14 protein-coding genes are annotated in these 18,931 nt (G+C 54.4%); 9 read left to right on the plus strand and 5 right to left on the minus strand.

Going from position 1 to position 18,931, the window contains the following annotated elements; all coding sequences use genetic code 11:
• The first annotated feature begins 142 nt into the window (after positions 1–142).
• Positions 143–3,535 (plus strand): hypothetical protein, encoded by a 3,393-nt coding sequence (locus P1P89_17205; GenBank protein MDF1593254.1) that lies wholly within the window; start codon positions 143–145, stop codon positions 3,533–3,535.
• A gap of 19 nt (positions 3,536–3,554) precedes the next feature.
• Positions 3,555–5,924, plus strand: a complete 2,370-nt coding sequence (locus tag P1P89_17210; protein MDF1593255.1) for an adenylate/guanylate cyclase domain-containing protein — start codon at positions 3,555–3,557, stop codon at positions 5,922–5,924.
• A 158-nt stretch (positions 5,925–6,082) separates the two neighbouring features.
• Here P1P89_17210 and P1P89_17215 read toward each other — a convergent pair whose 3' ends face one another.
• The 4 genes from P1P89_17215 to recJ form a co-directional block, all read right to left on the minus strand.
• Entirely contained in the window at positions 6,083–7,798 is a 1,716-nt protein-coding gene (locus P1P89_17215; protein MDF1593256.1) for a bifunctional sulfate adenylyltransferase/adenylylsulfate kinase, read from the minus strand.
• Positions 7,799–8,211: 413 nt separating this feature from the next.
• Positions 8,212–9,228, minus strand: a complete 1,017-nt coding sequence (locus tag P1P89_17220; GenBank protein ID MDF1593257.1) for a ribonuclease Z — start codon at positions 9,226–9,228, stop codon at positions 8,212–8,214.
• Positions 9,228–9,650: a hypothetical protein gene (locus P1P89_17225; GenBank protein ID MDF1593258.1), complete on the minus strand. Its 423-nt coding sequence runs from the start codon at positions 9,648–9,650 to the stop codon at positions 9,228–9,230. Before P1P89_17225 ends, P1P89_17220 begins: the two co-directional genes overlap by 1 nt.
• Before the next feature lie 171 nt (positions 9,651–9,821).
• Entirely contained in the window at positions 9,822–11,543 is a 1,722-nt protein-coding gene (gene recJ / locus P1P89_17230; protein ID MDF1593259.1) for a single-stranded-DNA-specific exonuclease RecJ, read from the minus strand.
• Between the two features lie 98 nt (positions 11,544–11,641).
• Here recJ and P1P89_17235 point away from each other — a divergent pair, with 98 nt between their 5' ends.
• The 4 genes from P1P89_17235 to P1P89_17250 all read left to right on the plus strand — a co-directional run bounded on the left by P1P89_17235 (position 11,642) and on the right by P1P89_17250 (position 14,345).
• Complete coding sequence (locus P1P89_17235) at positions 11,642–11,866, plus strand: DUF4911 domain-containing protein (protein MDF1593260.1); 225 nt, start codon at positions 11,642–11,644, stop codon at positions 11,864–11,866.
• Positions 11,867–11,935: 69 nt separating this feature from the next.
• Positions 11,936–13,357, plus strand: a complete 1,422-nt coding sequence (gene miaB / locus P1P89_17240; protein MDF1593261.1) for a tRNA (N6-isopentenyl adenosine(37)-C2)-methylthiotransferase MiaB — start codon at positions 11,936–11,938, stop codon at positions 13,355–13,357.
• Positions 13,347–13,844 (plus strand): bifunctional nuclease family protein, encoded by a 498-nt coding sequence (locus P1P89_17245; GenBank protein MDF1593262.1) that lies wholly within the window; start codon positions 13,347–13,349, stop codon positions 13,842–13,844. Before miaB ends, P1P89_17245 begins: the two co-directional genes overlap by 11 nt.
• A 129-nt stretch (positions 13,845–13,973) precedes the next feature.
• On the plus strand, positions 13,974–14,345 hold the full coding sequence (locus P1P89_17250) for a response regulator (protein MDF1593263.1): 372 nt from the start codon (positions 13,974–13,976) through the stop codon (positions 14,343–14,345).
• A gap of 98 nt (positions 14,346–14,443) precedes the next feature.
• Here P1P89_17250 and P1P89_17255 read toward each other — a convergent pair whose 3' ends face one another.
• Positions 14,444–15,415: a GDP-mannose 4,6-dehydratase gene (locus P1P89_17255; GenBank protein ID MDF1593264.1), complete on the minus strand. Its 972-nt coding sequence runs from the start codon at positions 15,413–15,415 to the stop codon at positions 14,444–14,446.
• A gap of 408 nt (positions 15,416–15,823) precedes the next feature.
• Here P1P89_17255 and P1P89_17260 point away from each other — a divergent pair, with 408 nt between their 5' ends.
• The 3 genes from P1P89_17260 to P1P89_17270 all read left to right on the plus strand — a co-directional run bounded on the left by P1P89_17260 (position 15,824) and on the right by P1P89_17270 (position 18,788).
• Positions 15,824–16,030: a hypothetical protein gene (locus tag P1P89_17260; protein MDF1593265.1), complete on the plus strand. Its 207-nt coding sequence runs from the start codon at positions 15,824–15,826 to the stop codon at positions 16,028–16,030.
• Positions 16,031–16,258: 228 nt separating this feature from the next.
• Positions 16,259–18,160 (plus strand): thiamine pyrophosphate-dependent enzyme, encoded by a 1,902-nt coding sequence (locus tag P1P89_17265; protein MDF1593266.1) that lies wholly within the window; start codon positions 16,259–16,261, stop codon positions 18,158–18,160.
• Positions 18,147–18,788 (plus strand): 2-oxoacid:acceptor oxidoreductase family protein, encoded by a 642-nt coding sequence (locus tag P1P89_17270; GenBank protein MDF1593267.1) that lies wholly within the window; start codon positions 18,147–18,149, stop codon positions 18,786–18,788. Before P1P89_17265 ends, P1P89_17270 begins: the two co-directional genes overlap by 14 nt.
• The last annotated feature ends 143 nt before the right edge of the window (positions 18,789–18,931 follow it).

Below are 18,931 nucleotides of genomic sequence, written 5' to 3' on the forward strand. Positions count from 1 at the left end.
TCCTTCAGCCTTCAGCCTAAAGACCTGAAGACCTGAAGACCTGAAGACCTGAAGACCTGAAGACCTGAAGACCTGAAGACCTGAAGACCTGAAGAACTGAAGAACTGAAGAACTGAAGAACAGACAATCCGCAACGAATTGCATGAAATATCCCAACCACAGAATTGAACAGATTACGGACGCGGTCCTGCTGGCGGGGGTGACGGCGTTTCTGATGGTTTATTTTGATGTCCGCTACCTGTTTTTCAATACGGTGGTGACCGGCGGGGATACGGCCAGCTGGCAGGGGGTGGCCCATCATCTGGCCCGGGAACTGCTGCCCCGGGGTCAACTGACCGGCTGGGATATGGGGAATTTCTGCGGCTATCCCAACTTCAGCTTTTATTTCCTGCCGCCGTTTCTGCTGGCGGCGCTTCCGGCCAAGCTCTTTAACATTCCCCTGAGCATCACCCTGAAATGGGCCATCATGAGCGGCATATATTTTTTTCCTGTTGCCGTTTACGCGGGCCTGCGCCGGATGCAGTATCGTTTTCCGGTTCCGGTTATGGGCGCCGGGGGTGCGGTGCTGATACTTTTCAATGAAGCCTATACCATGTTCGGGGGAAACGCCCTGAGCACCTTTGCCGGCGAATTCTGCTATATGTTCGCCTTTGCACTGCTGGCGCTCTTTATCGGCCACTATTATACCGGAGAAAAAACCCGGACCCGGGCAACGGCAAACGGCATTCTGCTGGGGTTGATCGGTCTTTCGCACCTGTTCGTTTTCATACCTGCCGTGACTATTCTGCTGGCAATTTTTTTAATGACCGGCCGGATCCGCTATCCCCTCAAGGTCGGACTGACGGCAGCCGCCCTGATGGCGTTTTGGCTGCTCCCGCTGATAACCTTCCGGCACCCCTTTACAACCCCTGTGTACATGATCTGGCAGGAATTCGTAACCCTGCGCCATGTCATGGCCGGTGTTTTCATTATTGTTGTGTTGATGGGTCCCCGCCTGGCGCTGACGGGTTTGCGCCGCAGTGAAAAAATCACGTTTGCATCTGCCACGGCAGCCCCCCTTGTTTTTGCGCTGGGTGCTGCGGCCCTGGTCTATCTGGCGAGCAAATACCTGACCCTGGGGACCGGTCTCTTTTACAGCCGTTTGGCAATACCGGATCATGGCGCCTCCACCATCCTGATCCGCACGGCAGCTCAGCGCCTAGACGCTTATGTCCTGCCGCTGGCGGTCGTCGCCGGCCTGGCGACCGCTTTCCTGGGCATCAACGCCTGCCGCTCCGGGTCGATGGGCCGGCAAGGCTTTTATTGCCGGGCCGGATCCATATCTCTGCTGATGGTGGTGCTGTCCGGGGTTTGGGGGTTGTATTCCGTCATTGTCCCATCAGTCGCAAATGAATCCATCCGGGGGTTTCTGCTGAACCCGTGGACCGTGCGACTGGTTGCCGCTGCCGCGGCGACGGCCCTTGGCACCGTGTTGTTTTTTTCAAACCGCCATAGGGACCGCCTGCTGCAGGCCGCCGAAACGGCCGGGGACGAGCGGTTCGTTGTATGGCTGGCGCTGATAGCGGGTTCGCTGGTCGTTTATTTCAGCGCCCATTTTCTTGAGGTGCCGGACATCCGCTTTCTGCCGCCGGTTCTGTTTGCCCTGGTGATGATCCTGATTGCGGAAACGCCGGGTCCTTTTATGGCTGAGAGCCGCACGGCCGTTAAAGTTCTGGCCGCCCTGACGGTGGTCTATGTGGCGGTTACGGCGGCCATATTCGGGGCGCAAAAAGCTGATGGGTGGTTTCGCTACAACAACCGGGGGTATGAGCTTGCCGGCGGCTACGAAGATTTCAGGGCCGTGAATCAATACCTGCGGACATCCTATCCGGATCGCGACGCCCTGAATGCGCCCCGGGTGGCCTATGAGAAATGCGATCTCTACGGGCCTTACGGCGGCGACCGGGTGTTTGAGTCCCTGCCGTATTTTTCAGGCCGCCAGACCCTGGAAGGGATCCATTATGCCGGGGCGCTAGGGTCCCGCAGCATCGCGTTTCTGCAGACCGAATTTTCCCAGGAAGTTAAAACGCCCGGGCCGCTGATTCTTTCCAGAATAAATCCGGCCGTTCTGCCGGCGCATTTCGACCTTTACAATATTTCGCAGGTTGTGGTAATGACAAAAAGTGTCGGGAAAGCCTTGTCGGCTTCACCGTACTTTACAGAGGAAGCGTCTTTCGGACCGATTAAACTCTTTCGTTATACCCGTAGTCAAGAGCGCTATGTCGATGTTCCGGCGGTGCGGCCGGTACTTTACAAGGGCAGCCGATGGGCCGATGATTTTTTCAGCCTGTTCAAAGAATCGGACCGGGCGGATATGCTTCTGGTGCCCCGGCAATTTGTCACAGACAGGGATGATCGCGCGGTTTTTGGCGGCACCACCGATTCTTTCCGCGATCTGGAATCGTACCGTCGCAACCGTCTGGATCGCGATGGCACTGAAATCGAGACCCGCTTGTCCCACCACGAGATCCGTTTTAAAACCAACCGGGTGGGGCTGCCGCATTTAATCAAGGTTTCCTATTTTCCTAACTGGAAAGTGCGGGGCGCCCGGGGGGTTTACCCGGTCAGTCCTCATTTCATGCTGGTCATTCCCCGGGAGACCGAGGTGGTGCTGACCTATGGAAGGACCGGTTGGGACATTGCCGGGATCGGCATCACCTGGGGCTGGGTGTTGCTGCTGCTGGGTACCGGGATTTTCCGTTTGGGCGCAAAGACGCTGTCCGGCGGTGTCGGCCGGATTTTTCACCGGTCGCTTTGCCGGATCGACGGGGGCCTGGACCGGCTGGAAAGCCATTTAGGGTGCAACCGCCAATGGATTGCAGGCCTGGTGATTGTTGTTTCATTTGGGATCGCACTTTCCGGCGCCTTTTTACGCAACCGGCCGGTGCGGATCTACGAGGCCGGGTACCGGGCCTTTCAGGAGGGCATGGCCCTGAGCGCGCAAAACAGGGCGGAAGCGGCTCCGGGGCGGTTTCAACGGGGCATTGCCATCATGGCGCCGCTGCTGGACAGACGGGCGCGTGTGGATCATCGCGATGTCATCCATGCGATGATTGCCACCGCCATGTGCCACGAAAACCTGGGAGACATTGAAAAGGCCCGATACTGGTACGGGCGGATAATCGCTGAATATCCTTTCAGCCGTTTTGTGGGGGAGAGCCATGTCAAAACGGCCCGGCTTTACCGGCAGCAGGCGGCGCCGCTTCTGGAAAGATTCGGCAGTGAACTGCGCCGGGGACAGGCGGCCGCCGCGCAACAGTCTTTTCGCGAAGGAGTGGCGCTGATTGGACAAAGCCTGGACCATTATGGCATGGCCGTAAGGCTGGAACCGTATTCAGCGTGGGCGGAATATGCCCGGGAGGATCTGGCCGGCGTCCGGATTTACCTGCTGGCTACGGAAAGCTCGCTGCCTGCCGGCTTGGATGATTCCGAAACCCGGCGCCAGCTGGAGTCGATTAAAGCCAGACTGGAGCAGGTCTTCGGGCTGTTAAATTGATCTCTCAACAGGATATGTCATGAATAAGTACCTCCAAAAACACCGCAAACCCCTGATCATCAGCATGTCCCTGGCGGGCGTGTTCACCCTCCTGATCCTAGTGAATGCGACGTTTATATTCGACGTTCTTGAACGGGAAAGCGTTGACATGCGCTTTATCCTGCGCGGGGTCGCTGCGCCGAGCGGGAATGTGGCCATCGCCTTCATCGGGGAAGAGAGCATCAAGGAGCTGGGCCGCTGGCCGTGGTCCCGCCGGGTGATCGCAGATCTGATCCATGCACTGAATGAATACGAAGCCCGGGTGATCGGATTCGACGTTCTTTTCATCGATCCGGAGACATCCCCGGATCTTCTTCAGATAAAAGCACTGTCGGATTCCTTTTTGGCCCGGGGGCTGCTCACCGATGCGCCTGCCCCGCAGGCCTTTTTCCAGGAGCTGAAAAGCGCCCGGAAGGCTGCTGACAATGACGCCCGGATGGCGGCGGCCATGGCCCGGAAGGGGAACGTGGTCCTGGGGATGGCTTTTTTGCCGGGGCCCAAAAAGAACGAACCGATCCCGAAATTTCTGGAAAAAGCAGCCTGTGTCACCTTCAGCAATCAAGGGGAGATCAAAAATTTTTATCCGCCGATATTCAATGACCGTGCCTTGCCGGTGCCGGTCCTGGCGGAGGCGGCCGGAAATCTGGGGTTTCTGAATTCAGAACCGGATCCCGACGGCGCTCTTCGGCACGAAATGATGACGATCAACCATGACGGGTTGATCTACGGCCCGCTGGGGCTGCGGGTGGCCCAGATTTATCTGGGTCTCGACAATCCGGAGCTGAAACTTTATTTTAACGACAAGATCACCCTCGGCGGCCGGGAAATACCGATCGACAGCCAGGGCCTGGCACTGATCAACTACTACGGGCCCAGCTATACCTTCCCCAGTTTTTCCGTAGTGGATATTTTAAATCGGAAAGTTCCCCCGGAAAAGCTCAAGGGCAAGGCCGTTATCGTGGGGGGGGCGGCCGTGGGCATGGCGGATTTGTGGCCCAATCCCTTTTCTCCGTCCTTTCTGGGTGTAGAGAAGCAGGCGACCGTTGTCGACAACATCCTGCAGAATACGTTTCTGCGGCAGCCCCGGGCAATGAAAGCCCTCAATGTCGCGCTGGTGCTGTTTTTCGGTTTGCTGATGGGGCTGATACTTCCCGGGCTGCGGACGATCTGGAGCATCCCCTTCAGCCTGGGCTGCTTTTTCCTGTTCGCGGCCCTGGTTCAATTTGTTTTCGTGCGGTATCGCGTCCTGCTGAATTTCAGCCTGCCCACACTGCAAATCCTTCTGGCCTATGCCGCTATCTCGGCCTACCGTTATTTTGCGGAAGAGCGCGACAAGCGATTTCTGCAGGCGACCTTTTCCAACTATCTGGCCCCGGAGCTCATCGACGAGATGTACAACAGGCGCGAAATTCCCCGGCTGGGCGGAGAGGCCAGAGATATCACGGCCTATTTTACGGATATAGAGGCGTTTTCGTCTTTTGCGGAAAAGCTCACGGCCGTAGAGCTGGTGGAACTGCTGAATGAGTACCTGTCGGAAATGACCGACACCCTCATCCAGGAAAAGGGGTGCCTGGACAAATATGAAGGGGATGCCATTGTCGCCTTTTTCGGCGCGCCCATGCACCTGCCGGACCACCCCATCAGGGCCTGCCGTACGGCGGTGCGCATGCAGCGAAAGCTGGCCGACCTGCGGGAGAAATGGCGCCATGAAAAACAGGATAGCGCTGAATCCGACCGCAACGTCAAAAATTACGGGAGCGATGTATGGGCGCCGGGAGACAAATGGCCCCGGATTGTGCATGAAATGCGCATGCGCATCGGCATCAACACCGGTGAGATCGTGGTGGGCAATATGGGCAGCCGCACCCGGATGAACTACACCATGATGGGCGATCCGGTGAATCTGGCGGCGCGTCTGGAGGCGGCCGCCAAGCAGTACGGGGTATATGTGCTGGTGAGTGAATATACCCTCAGCCAGGAAGTCAGCGATGAAAGCGGCCGCCGCATGAAAGTCCAGGACATGGTGGAGGCCCGCCTGCTGGACCGCATCGCCGTCATGGGCAAGACCGAGAGTGTCAATGTGTATGAATTGTGCGGTTTGAAAGGGGAGCTTTCGGAAAAGGAGCGCCGGCTCTTCAGCCTGTTTGACGCGGGACTGCAGCTGTATTTCCGCATGCAGTGGGATCAGGCGGTTGAAAAATTCAACGCGGCCCTTGCGTATGAATATTTTCCGGAAAAGCAGACCAATCCCTCGGCGGTGTTTATCGATCGCTGTGAATTGTTCAAGGTGGTTCCGCCGGTGGGTCCGGGGGAGAAGTGGGACGGGGTGTTTCAGTTGAGCAAGAAGTAACATGAGAAAAAGGGGTCGGGGGCCGGGGGTCAGGTGTCGGAAAAAAGAGTGAAGGCTGGGATGATTGGCGATTGATAGATTTATTTTTTTCAATCAAAAATCAACAATCATAAATCAAATATCCCCTGACCCCTGACCCCTGATCCCCGAAACCTGCTCTATATGTATCCCTTCTGCCCCAGATACAGCAGGATCTCCTGGGCGGCTTCGTCCGGCGTCAGGTGGGTGGTGTCGATGGTGACCTCGGGCCTTTCCGGAGATTCATAGGGGTCGTCCACCCCGGTAAACCCCTTGATCAGGCCGGCGCGGGCCTTGGCGTACACCCCCTTGCGGTCCCTTCTTTCGCACTCCTCGATGGGGGTGGATACGTAAACCTCGATAAAGCCGCCGCATCCTTCGATGGCGTTTCTGATTTCCCTGCGGGTCGCCGTATAGGGGGCTATGGGCGCACAGATGGCGACCCCCCGGTTTTTGGTGATTTCTCCGGCCACGAAACCGATGCGCCGGACGTTGATATCGCGGTGCTCCTTGGAAAAACTCAACTCACTGGACAGGTTCTGCCGGACAATGTCCCCGTCCAAAAGCGTTACCGGTCGTTCGCCGATCTCAAGGAAGCGGGCATAGAGGACCCTGGCAATGGTCGATTTTCCGGCGCCGGAAAGCCCGGTGAGAAAAACCGTAAAGCCCTGCCGCCGGGGAGGGGGGTAGGCTTTTTGAAGCTCCGCCACGACTTCCGGAAATGTGGCCCAATCCGGTATGCGCCGACCGGTGTAAAAGCGGTTGCGGATATCAGACCCGCTCAGAGAGATGGTCTGGGTTCCGTCCGGCACATCGTTTTTAAAGCGATACTCATCCTCAAAGGGCAGGTAGACCATTTCTTCAAACGGCAGGATCGTGATGCCGATTTCCGAACTGAGCGCAGCGGTGATGCGATGGGCTTCTTTGGGGTCATAGAACGGATCGCCGCGGCGGTCCAACCCGGGACTGGCATGGTCATGGCCCACGATGAAATGGCTGCAGCCGTAGTTTTTGGCGATGATGGCATCCAGCAGGGCGTTTTTGGGGCCGGCCAGGCGCATGGATAGGGGGAGCAGGTTCAGGATGAATGCGTCCGGCGGGTAGTGGCGGGTGACGGCGCGATAGCAGCGCACCCGGGTGTAATGGTCAAAGTCGTCCGGCTTGGTCATGCCGGTGACCGGGAGCAGCAGCAGGTTGGCTTTCACCTGGCGCATGGCCCGCACGGTCATTTCAAACTGGGGACGGTGGATCGGGTTGCGCGTCTGGAAACCGATCACCCGCTTCCACCCCAGTTTTTGATAGCTGCTGCGGGCTTCCCAGGGTGTCAGACGGAGTTTATTAAAATCGAAATGAAGCGGCAGGCTCAAGACCTCGAGTTTGCCGCCGACATAATAATCGCCGGTTTTGGCATAGAGGTGGTTGACGCCGGGATGGTTCCGGTCCCGGGTCGCATATACCCGGTCGGCCTCTTTTTCACGATCCAGCGGCCAGATGTCCGCCACATGCAGAACAGCCAGGAGAAATCCTTCCGGGTCTCGCAGGGCCGCGGATTGACCGGCTTCGAGGCTGCGGGCAAAGTTTTCGGATACATCGAGGCAAATGGGTATCGGCCACAGGGTGTTGTCTTGCAGCCGCATCCGGTCCAGGACGGATTCATAATCCGACCGTACCATGAATCCATCCAGGGGCGAAAAAGCGCCGGTGGCCAGGAGTTCAAGATCGCAAAGCTGGCGTTCATTCAGGGTGATATCCGGCAGCTTCAGCGCGATGTCCCTGAGGAGGCTGCGGCGGTTTTCATCCACAACGAGATTGATCAGGCTGCTGCCGTGGGGCCCAATTTGTGCTGCAGTGGTCATGATAATCACCTTTCCAAAAAAGAAGAAGCAGAAAAACGTATATCAGGCGATGTCGATTTTATCAAGATGGCAATGCAGAGAAAGTAGATAATGACGAGGGGCGAATGACAAGGGACGATTTAGGATTGTTGATTGATGATTGGCGATTGACGAGGGAAGAGGGAAGAGGGAAGAGGGAAGAGGGAAGAATGACGGGGGACGATTGGTGATTGACGAGGGACGAGCAGGTAAGGGTTCAGGGTGAATCGGTGCCGGGCGCAGGGCGCACGGCACACGAAATCTTCCCTGAGCCGTTCAATCACCAATCGTCAATCACCAATCAACAATCATCCATCGCCAATCATCAATCAACAATCAACAATCACCAATCGTCTATCGTCCATCATCCATCGTCAAACCCAGCCCATGGCCGTTTACGCGTCACTTGTCACTCGCTCAAACGCCTCCCGGGCTTCCTGCTGCAGCAGGTGCTCCTGTCCGGTGTAGCGGGGTGAAAAATGGAAAATCGTAAACTGCTTGACCCCGGCCCTGGCGGCAATGGTTCCGGCCTGTCGGGCGGTGAGGTGGCATTTTTTCATCGCGAGTTCCCGGTCTTTTTCCAGAAAAGCCGCTTCAATGAAAAGATGATCGGCCCCATGGGCAAAGTCCACCATTTTTTTCTCATTGGCGTCGTCCATGCCGGCATCGGCGATGTAAGTGATTTTCTGGCCGGGGGTGATCGTCGCAATTTTAGCGCTGAGATCGTCTAACATAAAAGTCTTTTGAACTTCCTTTTCGGGGTCGACGGTAATGACGAATTCCGATTCGGGGTCCACTTGATCGTACAGGGCCGCTTTAAACGATTTGAGCCAGGGACCGATTTCAAGACCCAGGGACAGCACCCTGTCCTTGATGATATTGACGTGGAATTGCTCCTTGATGCTGAAACCGAGACAGGGGAGGCTGTGGTCCAGCATAACCGTTGAAACGGTCGCGGCCGGCTCCGTCATCAGGGCGCCGCTAAAGGGTGATTTTAGGGCGGGCCGGGTAGCGATAAAGCCGTCCTGACATACATACCGCTTTGAAATAAAGAGGTCCGGCCGGACCTCGGTCACGTTCAGAATAAAACGGTTGGTGTAGTCTTTGACAAGGTTCCAGGAATATCCGGCCAGTTTGCCTTCCACATTTTTCAGAAGCCCCTGGGGGCCATAGATATAGAGGATCTTGTCCCGGCCCAGGAACAGGCGCAGCAGCCTGTCAAAACCGATAAAATGATCCATGTGGGTGTGGGTAACAAAGACGTGGCTGATCTTGAGGATGTTTCTGGGCGAAAGTGCATGAATATCGCCCAGATCAAAAAGGACGGCCCTGTTTTCAAAAACAAAGGGGATATACAGACCCGGATCATCAAAGGGACCGTTGATCAACCTGGGATGAAATGAAGGGCGCATTAGGTCGGCAGAAATTTTTTTACCTGATAGTTGATGCAGGAATAGATTTCTTCATCGGATCCGAAAATATCGACAGTGTCCTTATGATTGATCAGCTTTTCGATGATAAATGCAGTTACGTAAATGCTGACCACATGCGGGTTCGGCGTCAGCTGCCGGAATGGGGCGATCTGATAGTCGATATCGAAGTCTTCAGCCCGGTTCAGTTTTTCAAGACACCCCCTGATCTGTTCTTCAAGGGAGTTCTTGCTGGCGGTTTCCACCAGGTTGTTTTCCACCAGCTTCATCGCAATGGCATTTGACAGGGGCTCGATACAATCCCTTAAGTTGCTGATGATTTGCCGGCGGAGATGTTCCTTGGAGGATTCGATTTTAGATAAAATGCTTGATTCGCGTGTGCTTGGGCGAAATAATTTGGCCATGATTCTCACCTCACCTTTTCAGAGAGCTTTTCAACAAACGCTTTGTCGCGGTTTGCCTGGACAAGAATTTAGCGGTATTTTCCAATACTTGTCAGGCAATTCATTTCCCTGACCTTTTATTTTGCGGCATCATAATGTCAATATACCCGGAATGCAAGAAAAAAATCGGCCCTATTCCGCCATCGTTTCCTCAATTATCAGCTGAGGGGTCTTTTTCCCGTTCCAGTGGTTCCAGCGAAGCCGAAAGGCAATCCGTTCCAGACGTTTCGGGACCGGTTTATCCGGATCAATGTTAAAGTGGATGGCGTTAAAGCGGCCGGGGGTGTCGGCGCCCGGTTGTCCCAGCAACAGTCGTCTGTGGGTTTTCCCGACAATTGATGCCGACAGCACCGCTATGTTTTCGGCTGTAAAAAGCGGTTCCGGGTTTCCCCGGCCATACGGTTCAAGAGACACCAGTTCATCCAGGAGGATTGGGGTGATGTCTTTGAAATTGAGTTTGCAGTCGATGGCCAGGGTGGGCGAGAAATCCTCCGGAACGGTGGCTTCGGCAACGGTTTTTTCAAAATGTTGTTGAAACCGTTCGATCATTTCAACAGGCAGCGTCAATCCGGCGGCCTGGGTGTGACCGCCGAAATTTTTCAAAAAGGCGCTGCAGGCGGTGAGGCCTTTAAACATATCAAATCCGGGGATGCTTCGGGCGGAACCCTTGGCGAGATCGTCCCTGATTGAAAGCAGCACCACCGGCCGATAATACATTTCCTGAAGTCTGGAGGCAACGATTCCCAGAACCCCTTCGTGCCAGCCGGGATAGGCCAATACCAGCGACCGGTTTTGAAGCAAAACCGGATGCGCGGTCAACATCGAGGAAATGTCCGCCATCATCTGTTGTTCCAGCGCCTGTCTTTTTTGATTCAATTCGTTGAGTTTTGCGGCCATCTGCCTGGCAGCCCCGGGGTCCCGGGTCGTTAACAGCTCAACGGCTGCCGCCGCATATTCCAATCGTCCGGCTGCGTTCAAACGGGGCGCCAGCCTGAATGCGATATCCTGGGCATCGGCCGTGTCCGGATTTTTTCCGCTTTCCCGCATCAGGGCGTTCAGGCCGGGCCGGTTGGCCGATTGAATCACGCGAAGGCCGGCGGCGGTAAAAATGCGGTTGTCGTCCCGCAACGGCACGATATCGGCTACCGTGCCGATGGCCACCAGGTCGCAATAGGCTTTCAGGTTCGGTTCCGGCACTTTTTGCCAGAAATGGGTCTCGCGCAGGCGTTTGCGAAGACTTATCAACAGACAGAAGGCAACCCCGACGCCTGCCAGATTTTCAAAGCCGGCGCAGCAATCCGAACGATGGGGGTTGATGACGGATACGGCCGGCGGCAGGGGGTCGACAATCTGATGATGGTCGGTAATAAGGATATCAATACCGGCCCCTGCAGCTGCCGCAACGGCCTGGTGGCTGCCGCTGCCGCAATCGGCCGTAATGATCAGATCGATGTTGTTGGGAACGGCATATCCGGTGATGTGCCCGGGCTGGAGACTGTATCCCTCTCTGGTGCGATGGGGGATGTAATAGGACACATCGGCGTTCAGATGTTGAAAAAACTCAAACAGGAGCGCCGTAGCGGTGATGCCGTCGACATCATAGTCGCCGAACACGAGAATTTTCTGGTTGAGCCCGAGGGCCCTGACGATGCGCTCAACAGCGGCATCCATGCCGGCCATGCCAAAGGGCGGGCGCAGTTGCGCCAGGGAAGTATCCAGAAAACGGCGGGCGTCTTTTTCATTCAGGACGTTCCGATTCGCCAGCAGGGTTGCCGTGACCGGACTGCAATTCATCAGGCGGCTGATGGTTGCAACGGTTTCCGCATCGACAGGTAAAATTTGCCATTGTTTCATGGACGTGCCATATCGTATCGTCTCATGCAGGGCAAGATGTATCGGATTTTTTTATTGAATCACTTAAGGGAAGATGTTAGCGTAAAAGATAATCACCGATGAAAACCATACAGAAATACTACCGGATAGACCGCAGACAGATCAGTTTCATGAAATTTATCATCGAAGCCTACGACGGAACAGCGCTTTTGCGCACAGTTGACCCTGGGGCCGGCATTGTGGCGCTTCATATTTCACCGGGCTGCGAACCGGTGGTGGATATGATTCTGAACGATCTGAAACAGGAAATCATGATCGAAGACGGGAACGGGTCCGACTTGTGAAATCGATTTGAATGCTTATGGTTTCAAGAACTATTTAACAGAACGGTGCAATAGCATAAAAAGATGACGATGACGCACAAATTTGTATATGTCCATACCATCGGGTGCCAGATGAATGTCAATGATTCCGACCGGATAAAGAGCGGTCTGCAATCGCTGCATTACCGGCCGGCGCTCTCCATGGAAGCCGCCGACCTGATTATTTTGAACACCTGCGCCATCCGGGAAAAGGCCCAACAGAAGGCTTACAGCTTTCTGGGTCGAACGGCGCGGCTGAAGCGAAAAAACCCGGACCTGATTGTGGGCGTCGGCGGGTGTGTGGCCCAGCAGGAAGGTGAAAATATCCTCAAGCAGATGCCGTATCTTGATTTTGTGTTTGGGACGCACGCCATCGGCCGGCTGGCCGGAATCGTCCATCGCATTCAAACCGACAGGTGCCGCATTGTGGATACGGACCTGACAGATGCCATAGACGAACCCATGGCTGACACAATACCGGAAGCCGATGATAGTCCGACCCGTTTCGTCACGATTATGCGGGGATGCGACAATTTCTGCTCCTACTGTGTGGTCCCGTATGTACGCGGACGGGAAACCAGCCGCCATCCCCGGCACATTTTACAGGAGATTCAAAGCCTGGTTGCCGACGGTGTGCGCGAAGTGACCCTGCTGGGGCAGAATGTGAACAGTTACGGCCAAAAAGAAGGACTGCCGTCTTTTGCCGAATTGCTTTCGGAAGTGAATGCGGTGTCGGGGCTGCTGCGGATCCGGTTTACCACGTCCCATCCCAAGGACCTTTCCGAAAGCCTGATGGCTGCGTTCGGGAGCCTCCAAAAACTGTGCGGTCATGTCCATCTGCCGGTGCAGTCCGGATCCGACCGCATCCTTAAACGGATGAACCGCAAGTACACCCGCAAAGAATATCTCCTGAAGGTAAACAGGCTGCGGCAGGTATGCCCTGATATTGCCATAACTTCCGACATCATTGTGGGCTTTCCGGGTGAAACCGATGCTGATTTTCAGAAAACGCTGGAGATCATCCGCCAGGCTGAATTCGACAATATTTTTGCCTTTTCATATTCGGACCGTCCTTCTGCCCCGGCCGCCGAATTGACCGGGAAAGTTTCAGAAAAGCAAAAAAATAGACGCCTGCAAACCGTGCTGGCACAACAGGAAGCGATCACGCTGCGAAAGAACCAGGCCCTGGTGGGATCCACCGTGGAGATCCTGGTGGATGGATTCAGCAAAAAACAGAATGGAAAAAACGGTTCCGGAGACCCTGGAACCGTCCAATGGACCGGAAGGACCACCACCCACAAGGTCGTTAATTTCGTTCAGACTGCCGACGGCGTGGCGGTCCGGCAGAACCACACCGGGCGGCTGCTGAATGTTCGGATAGAAAAAGCACTGCCGCATTCGCTCTGGGGGCATGTCATTGGACTTGGATCGGATTTTCAGGGTCTGAAAGGAGAAAAGCGTTATGTTGCATAAGGTAAGTATCGCCGGGATGACGATGGATCCGGCCTCAAATACACCGATCATCATTTTAAAACCGGAAAATGACGACCGGGCAATCCCTATCTGGATTGGATTGCTGGAGGCGACTTCGATCGCATCGGTTCTCCAGGATATCAAGCTGGACCGGCCCATGACCCACGACCTGTTCAAAAACCTGCTGGACAGGCTCCAAATCAGCGTGGATAAAATCGAAGTATGCGATTTAAAAGAAAACACCTTCTACGCCAAAATCCATTTTTCTTCCGACGGAAAGTCCTTTAGCATGGATTCCCGTCCCAGCGATGCCATTGCCATTGCGCTGCGGTTTGATGCACCGATCTACATTGATGACACGGTGATTGAAAAATCGCAGCAGGGATACGGCGAAGGGGAAATTCTGGATAAGAGCAAAAAAGGAAAAGAATGGGCCGATTATCTATCCAGTCTTTCCCCCGATGATTTCGGCAAATTTAAGGTTTAGAATGTCATATCTTGTATGATTTATTAGATAATATACAATATATTGTTGACAACGGCCGTATTTTCGTATATGCTGTCTAAAAATTGCTATTCATTTCACGATAAATCTTGCATTGATGAGGCAGCAATCATGAGCACAGTCCTGGTTATCGATGATGAAAAATTTGTCTTGGATATCGTCAAAATCGTATTGATGAAATTTGGACACGATGTTCAGACGGCAGCGGACGGCCGGCAAGGGATCGAGAAATTTGACGAAGGGTCTTTCGATGTCGTCATCACCGATATCCGCATGCCCGGAATTGATGGGAATGGCGTGGCGGACCATATTCGCAGATCCCAGCGGCAGTGGACGCCGATTATTGCCATTTCAGCGACACCGTGGCTGATCAAGGACCGGCTTAACGATTTCGACAGCATCCTTCCCAAACCATTTACACTCAAAACCCTGGTAGAAACCGTCAATGACCTGTCGCGCAGACCTGTTACGGCTGCTGTGTAGAACAAAACCCCGTCTAAGTCCTCCTGATAACGCCTTTGTCCCATATTTAAGCCAAGCCCCTTGCTCTGGAGATCTGATACAAGGCACTGAAATGACGCTTAACGGTTCATGAAAGCGATGACGTTTTGCAGGATGGTGTCCAGATCTGTTTTGGGCTCAAAGCCCGTAACCGCCCTGATTTTTTCAATACCGGGGACGCGGCGCTGCATGTCTTCAAAATCCTCTTCAAAAGCCTTTTCATAGGGGATCACGTCGATGGCTGAAGATGATTTCGTCAGTTTTATGATTTTTTCGGCTAGATCCAGGATGGTAATTTCTTCAGTGCCGCCAATGTTAAAGACCTCTCCGGCGGAGCTGTCCGTTTCCATGAGGGCCATCAGGGCTGCCACCACATCCTTGACATACGTGAACGTTCTGGACTGCTGACCGGTTCCGTAAACAGTCAGCGGAATATTTTTCAAGGCCTGGGAAACCAGGCGGGGAATTACCATGCCGTAAGCGCCGGTCTGCCGGGGGCCGACCGTGTTAAAGAGCCGCGCGATGGTGACCTTGAGTCCATTGGTCCGAAAATACGCCAGGGCGGTAAATTCATCCATCAGTTTTGAAGCGGCATAACTCCAGCGAAATTTACTGGATGGACCATAGATGATGTTGTCCGTTTCAACCAGGGGGGCGTGAACATGTTTGCCGTACACTTCGGAAGACGATGTAATCAGGACTTTTTTCTTGAATTTGGCGCACAGCTCCAGGACCTTTTCCGTGCCCTGGATATTGGTTCGGATCGATTCCAGCGGGTTGTCCAGAATATAGCGGACGCCGACGGCTGCCGCCAGATGAAAGACCCTGTCACAGGTGCCGATCAGTTCCAGCAGGGCGTCATGGTTAAAAATGGTATCGACGGTAATAAAAATCCGGCCGGCAAAGCGGGGGTCCTGTTGGAGCGGCTGGATGTTTTCCATGGAGCCGGTGGAAAGATCGTCGATGATATAAACCTCATCGCCTTTTTCAAGAAAGGCTTCCGCCAGGTGAGAACCGATAAATCCGGCGCCGCCGGTAACTAAAACTTTCATAAACCTGCTCCGTCGTGATGTTGTATTTGTCAATATGCCGATAGTTAAAAAAACCGAAATGCTTTCTTACATGATTCTATTGGATATGGCAAATATAAATTCGACGGGGTATCCGGCCTGTGACGCTTGAACCGCACCAGTAAGGGCACTCCCCCTCCCGTCAAGGCGGGACTGCGGATTCTTCAATGAAGCTCCCCCAGCCCCGATAAACCGGGATCTTCGACAAGCTGCGGGGTATCAAAGGCGAAGGCGAATAACATTGATGAGAGGACTGAGGCTCCCGGCTCGTGCGAAATCTCGTGCGAAATTTAGATGATAAAAAGAACCCTTTTTTCCGCACGGCTTGACACCGGCGGGTATTCTTATTATCTTCAAATGAATAATCCCAACTGTACGAAGGAGGCAACAATGGACGACAAGTGTATTTTCAACTGTGATGTCTGCGGCACCCAGAAAGAAACGGCCGCATCCCAAACCCAGGTACCGGAGTGCTGCAACAAGCCCATGCAGAAGGCTGAGCCCCTGCCGGTCTGTGAAGTATCCGCCACCGCCGAGCACGCCAGGATGGATGATTTGGGTGAGCCCTGTGATGATGGGCGTGCCGGCAAAGGGTAATCCGCCCGGCAATTTTTAAGCCACGCAATTTTCTGCGTTTTTTGATTTAGCGTTTGACCGTATAACACCGCGTCGGTTTACCCCATCCCGGCTTATAAAATTTCCGGGGTGGGGCACGTGGGTATTTGTACCCCGGTTCTCAATTCACTCCTTTTTTGTTTACCCTTTAAAACATTATAGTATGGACAGGCTTATTCCCTGTCAGTATATCCACAAAGGAGCCTTGCGATGAAAAAGATGGGTGATATGCTACTGCGGAAGGGATCGTTTTCTGAAATCGTCATGGGCAACACCGCACTGGTCCGGGCGATGATTGAATCCGGCACCCGGGTGGTCGCCGCCTATCCCGGCTCGCCCACACCGGAAATCGCCGATGCCATCGGCGCCATTTCAAAAGAAACGCGGCCGTTTTATTTTGAGTTTTCCACAAACGAGAAAGTTGCAGCCGAAATTACTTTCGGTGCCGCCTTGAACGGCCACCTGTCCACCGTATTTTTCAAAAGTGTCGGACTGAATGTGGCGGCCGATACCTTTGTACAACTCAACCATATGAACATTATCGGGGGAATGGTGGTGGTGATCGGCGATGATCCCGGGGCAAATTCATCCCAAAACGAGCAGGACAACCGTCATTATGCCCATATGAGCTATATCCCGGTTTTCGAACCGGCTTCGCCAACGGAAGTCTATACCTTTTACAAAGCGGCGGCCGAACTGAGCAGGAAAATGCAGATGCCGATTTTGCTGCGGTTGACCACGCATGTCTGCCACGCCAAGGAGAAGGTGCGCTTCGGCGGCTGGGACCCGCAACTGCCGGACGATACGCCCGCTTTTGACCCCGGCAATGGCCCCTATATCCCCCTGACAACGGAAGTTTTTCCCATGAAACGCCGGGCCTTGCAGCGGCTGGCCGACGTGGAAGCCTATGCAAACCATGCGCCTTTGAATACGTGCGTTGATCATGACAATCCAAAGCAGGGGATTATTACCATGGGTCTCCCCTTCCTGTCCCTGATGGATGTGCTCCAGGAAGCGGAAAAGAAGCCCGATATTTTAAAGCTGGGCATCGTCCATCCGCTGCCGCGGCAGGTGGTCAGGGATTTTTTAAAATCCCACCGGGAGGTGAAACTGCTTGAGGAGCTGGATAATGTGCTGGAAAAAGAGATTAAGCTGATGGCCTTTGACGAAAAGCTGGACACAACCATTATCGGCAAACAGGAGCTGGAAGACTGGATCGATGAATACACGCCGGACAAGGTCTCTGCGATCATCCGAAAAACCTGGCCGGACATGCTCCCCTTGAAAACCGAAAGGGAGATCGACAAGCCCTATGTTCCCATGCGGCCGGCGCAGATGTGCCCCGGATGCGGCCACCGCAGCGCATTTCACGCCATCAAAAAAGCACTGGATGAAAACGCCATTACCGTGGCGGATATCGGCTGTCATACCCTTGGATTTATGCCGCCCTACGGGGTCGGTGAGATATTGATGTGTATGGGGGCGTCAACGGCCATGGGATCGGGGCTCTCCCTTTTCAACACTACCCGCAAAGTGGTTGCTTTTCTGGGGGATTCCACCTTTTTTCATGCCGGCCTGCCCGGGATCGTCAACGCCGTCTTCAACAAGCATCCCATCACCCTGATACTGATGGAAAACGGGACAACCGCCATGACCGGGCATCAGGACCACGCGGCTTCCGGACGCAACTTCAACGAAGTCACGGACCGGATTCCCGTCCGTCAGGTTCTGGAAGGATTGGGCGTCACCCATATCTATGAGGTCGACACCTACCAGCAGTCACGGTTGACCGAACGGGTCAAACAGGCGCTGAACGACGACGCCTTCAGCGTGGTCATCGCAAAACATCCCTGCATGCTGAAATTTAACCGGGAACAGCGCCGAAAACCGGGGTGTCAGGCCAGACAGGTCCATATCGATCAGAACAAATGCCGGCAGATCCATAAATGTGTCGAAAGGTTCGGCTGCCCCACCTTTGTCCTGGAAAAGGATAACCGCATTACCGTCAACCCGGATTTGTGCATTGGCGACGGGTCCTGCCGGCAGACCTGCCCCGCAGAGGCGATTGGCGCACCGGAAACCGCCCAAGGAGACAGCAATGAAACCGTTTAATATCTATCTGACCGGTGTCGGCGGGCAGGGGATCGGACTGCTGAGCGAGGTCCTTTTAAGGGCCGGAGACCATGCCGGCCTGCCGGTTAAGGGGGTTGATACCCATGGGCTTGCCCAGCGCGGTGGCATTGTAGTGTCGCGCTTAAGATTCGGCGCGGGGGTTTATTCCCCCCTGATCCCCGCAGGTGAAGCGGACCTGGTGGTGGCGCTGGAGCGTCACGAAGCCCTGCGCGGCGTCAATACCGCTCTAAAGGACGGCGGCACCCTGATCTATTATGATACGGTCTGGCAGCCCCTTGAGGTCCGTCTGAAAAAGGCGCCACCGGTGGATGAAAATACAGTTGCCGAGACATGCCGAAAACGCGATATTCGTGAAATCAGCGTCTTCAGGCCGGATCTAAAGGAATCCTTGATGCAGAATATCGTCGTGCTGGCCCATATCAGCGGAGAATCGCTCATACCCGGCGTCACGACCGCACACTACAAAACCGCCATGGCAGACCTGATGAGCGGCGCCATGCTGGCTAAAAATATGGCGCTGTTTGATGAGGAACTGGAAATGAACAGGGGCCGGGTGCCAGGGGTCGGGGGTCAGGGAAAGCGGAAGACAAAGGGCAGTAGGCAGTAAGCAGTATGCAGTCGGTAAAGAAGGAGCGAGTAAGTGCTGATTGACGATTGGTGATTGGCGATTGATGGATTTATTTTTTTTCAATCAACAATCACAAATCAACAATCACAAATCAACAATCACAAATCAACAATCACAAATCA

This window comes from Desulfobacterales bacterium, assembly GCA_029211065.1.
In the GTDB taxonomy this organism is placed as follows: Bacteria; Desulfobacterota; Desulfobacteria; order Desulfobacterales; family JARGFK01; genus JARGFK01.

Excerpts from the sequence above, each read along its gene's own strand:
- P1P89_17235 (MDF1593260.1), top strand. The coding sequence starts at position 11,642 with ATGAAAACCATACAGAAATACTACCGGATAGACCGCAGACAGATCAGT.
- P1P89_17245 (MDF1593262.1), top strand. The coding sequence starts at position 13,347 with ATGTTGCATAAGGTAAGTATCGCCGGGATGACGATGGATCCGGCCTCA.
- P1P89_17260 (MDF1593265.1), top strand. The coding sequence starts at position 15,824 with ATGGACGACAAGTGTATTTTCAACTGTGATGTCTGCGGCACCCAGAAA.
- P1P89_17215 (MDF1593256.1), bottom strand. The coding sequence starts at position 7,798 with ATGACCACTGCAGCACAAATTGGGCCCCACGGCAGCAGCCTGATCAAT.
- P1P89_17225 (MDF1593258.1), bottom strand. The coding sequence starts at position 9,650 with ATGGCCAAATTATTTCGCCCAAGCACACGCGAATCAAGCATTTTATCT.
- P1P89_17210 (MDF1593255.1), top strand. The coding sequence starts at position 3,555 with ATGAATAAGTACCTCCAAAAACACCGCAAACCCCTGATCATCAGCATG.
- P1P89_17255 (MDF1593264.1), bottom strand. The coding sequence starts at position 15,415 with ATGAAAGTTTTAGTTACCGGCGGCGCCGGATTTATCGGTTCTCACCTG.
- recJ (MDF1593259.1), bottom strand. The coding sequence starts at position 11,543 with ATGAAACAATGGCAAATTTTACCTGTCGATGCGGAAACCGTTGCAACC.
- miaB (MDF1593261.1), top strand. The coding sequence starts at position 11,936 with ATGACGCACAAATTTGTATATGTCCATACCATCGGGTGCCAGATGAAT.
- P1P89_17270 (MDF1593267.1), top strand. The coding sequence starts at position 18,147 with ATGAAACCGTTTAATATCTATCTGACCGGTGTCGGCGGGCAGGGGATC.
- P1P89_17220 (MDF1593257.1), bottom strand. The coding sequence starts at position 9,228 with ATGCGCCCTTCATTTCATCCCAGGTTGATCAACGGTCCCTTTGATGAT.
- P1P89_17265 (MDF1593266.1), top strand. The coding sequence starts at position 16,259 with ATGAAAAAGATGGGTGATATGCTACTGCGGAAGGGATCGTTTTCTGAA.
- P1P89_17205 (MDF1593254.1), top strand. The coding sequence starts at position 143 with ATGAAATATCCCAACCACAGAATTGAACAGATTACGGACGCGGTCCTG.
- P1P89_17250 (MDF1593263.1), top strand. The coding sequence starts at position 13,974 with ATGAGCACAGTCCTGGTTATCGATGATGAAAAATTTGTCTTGGATATC.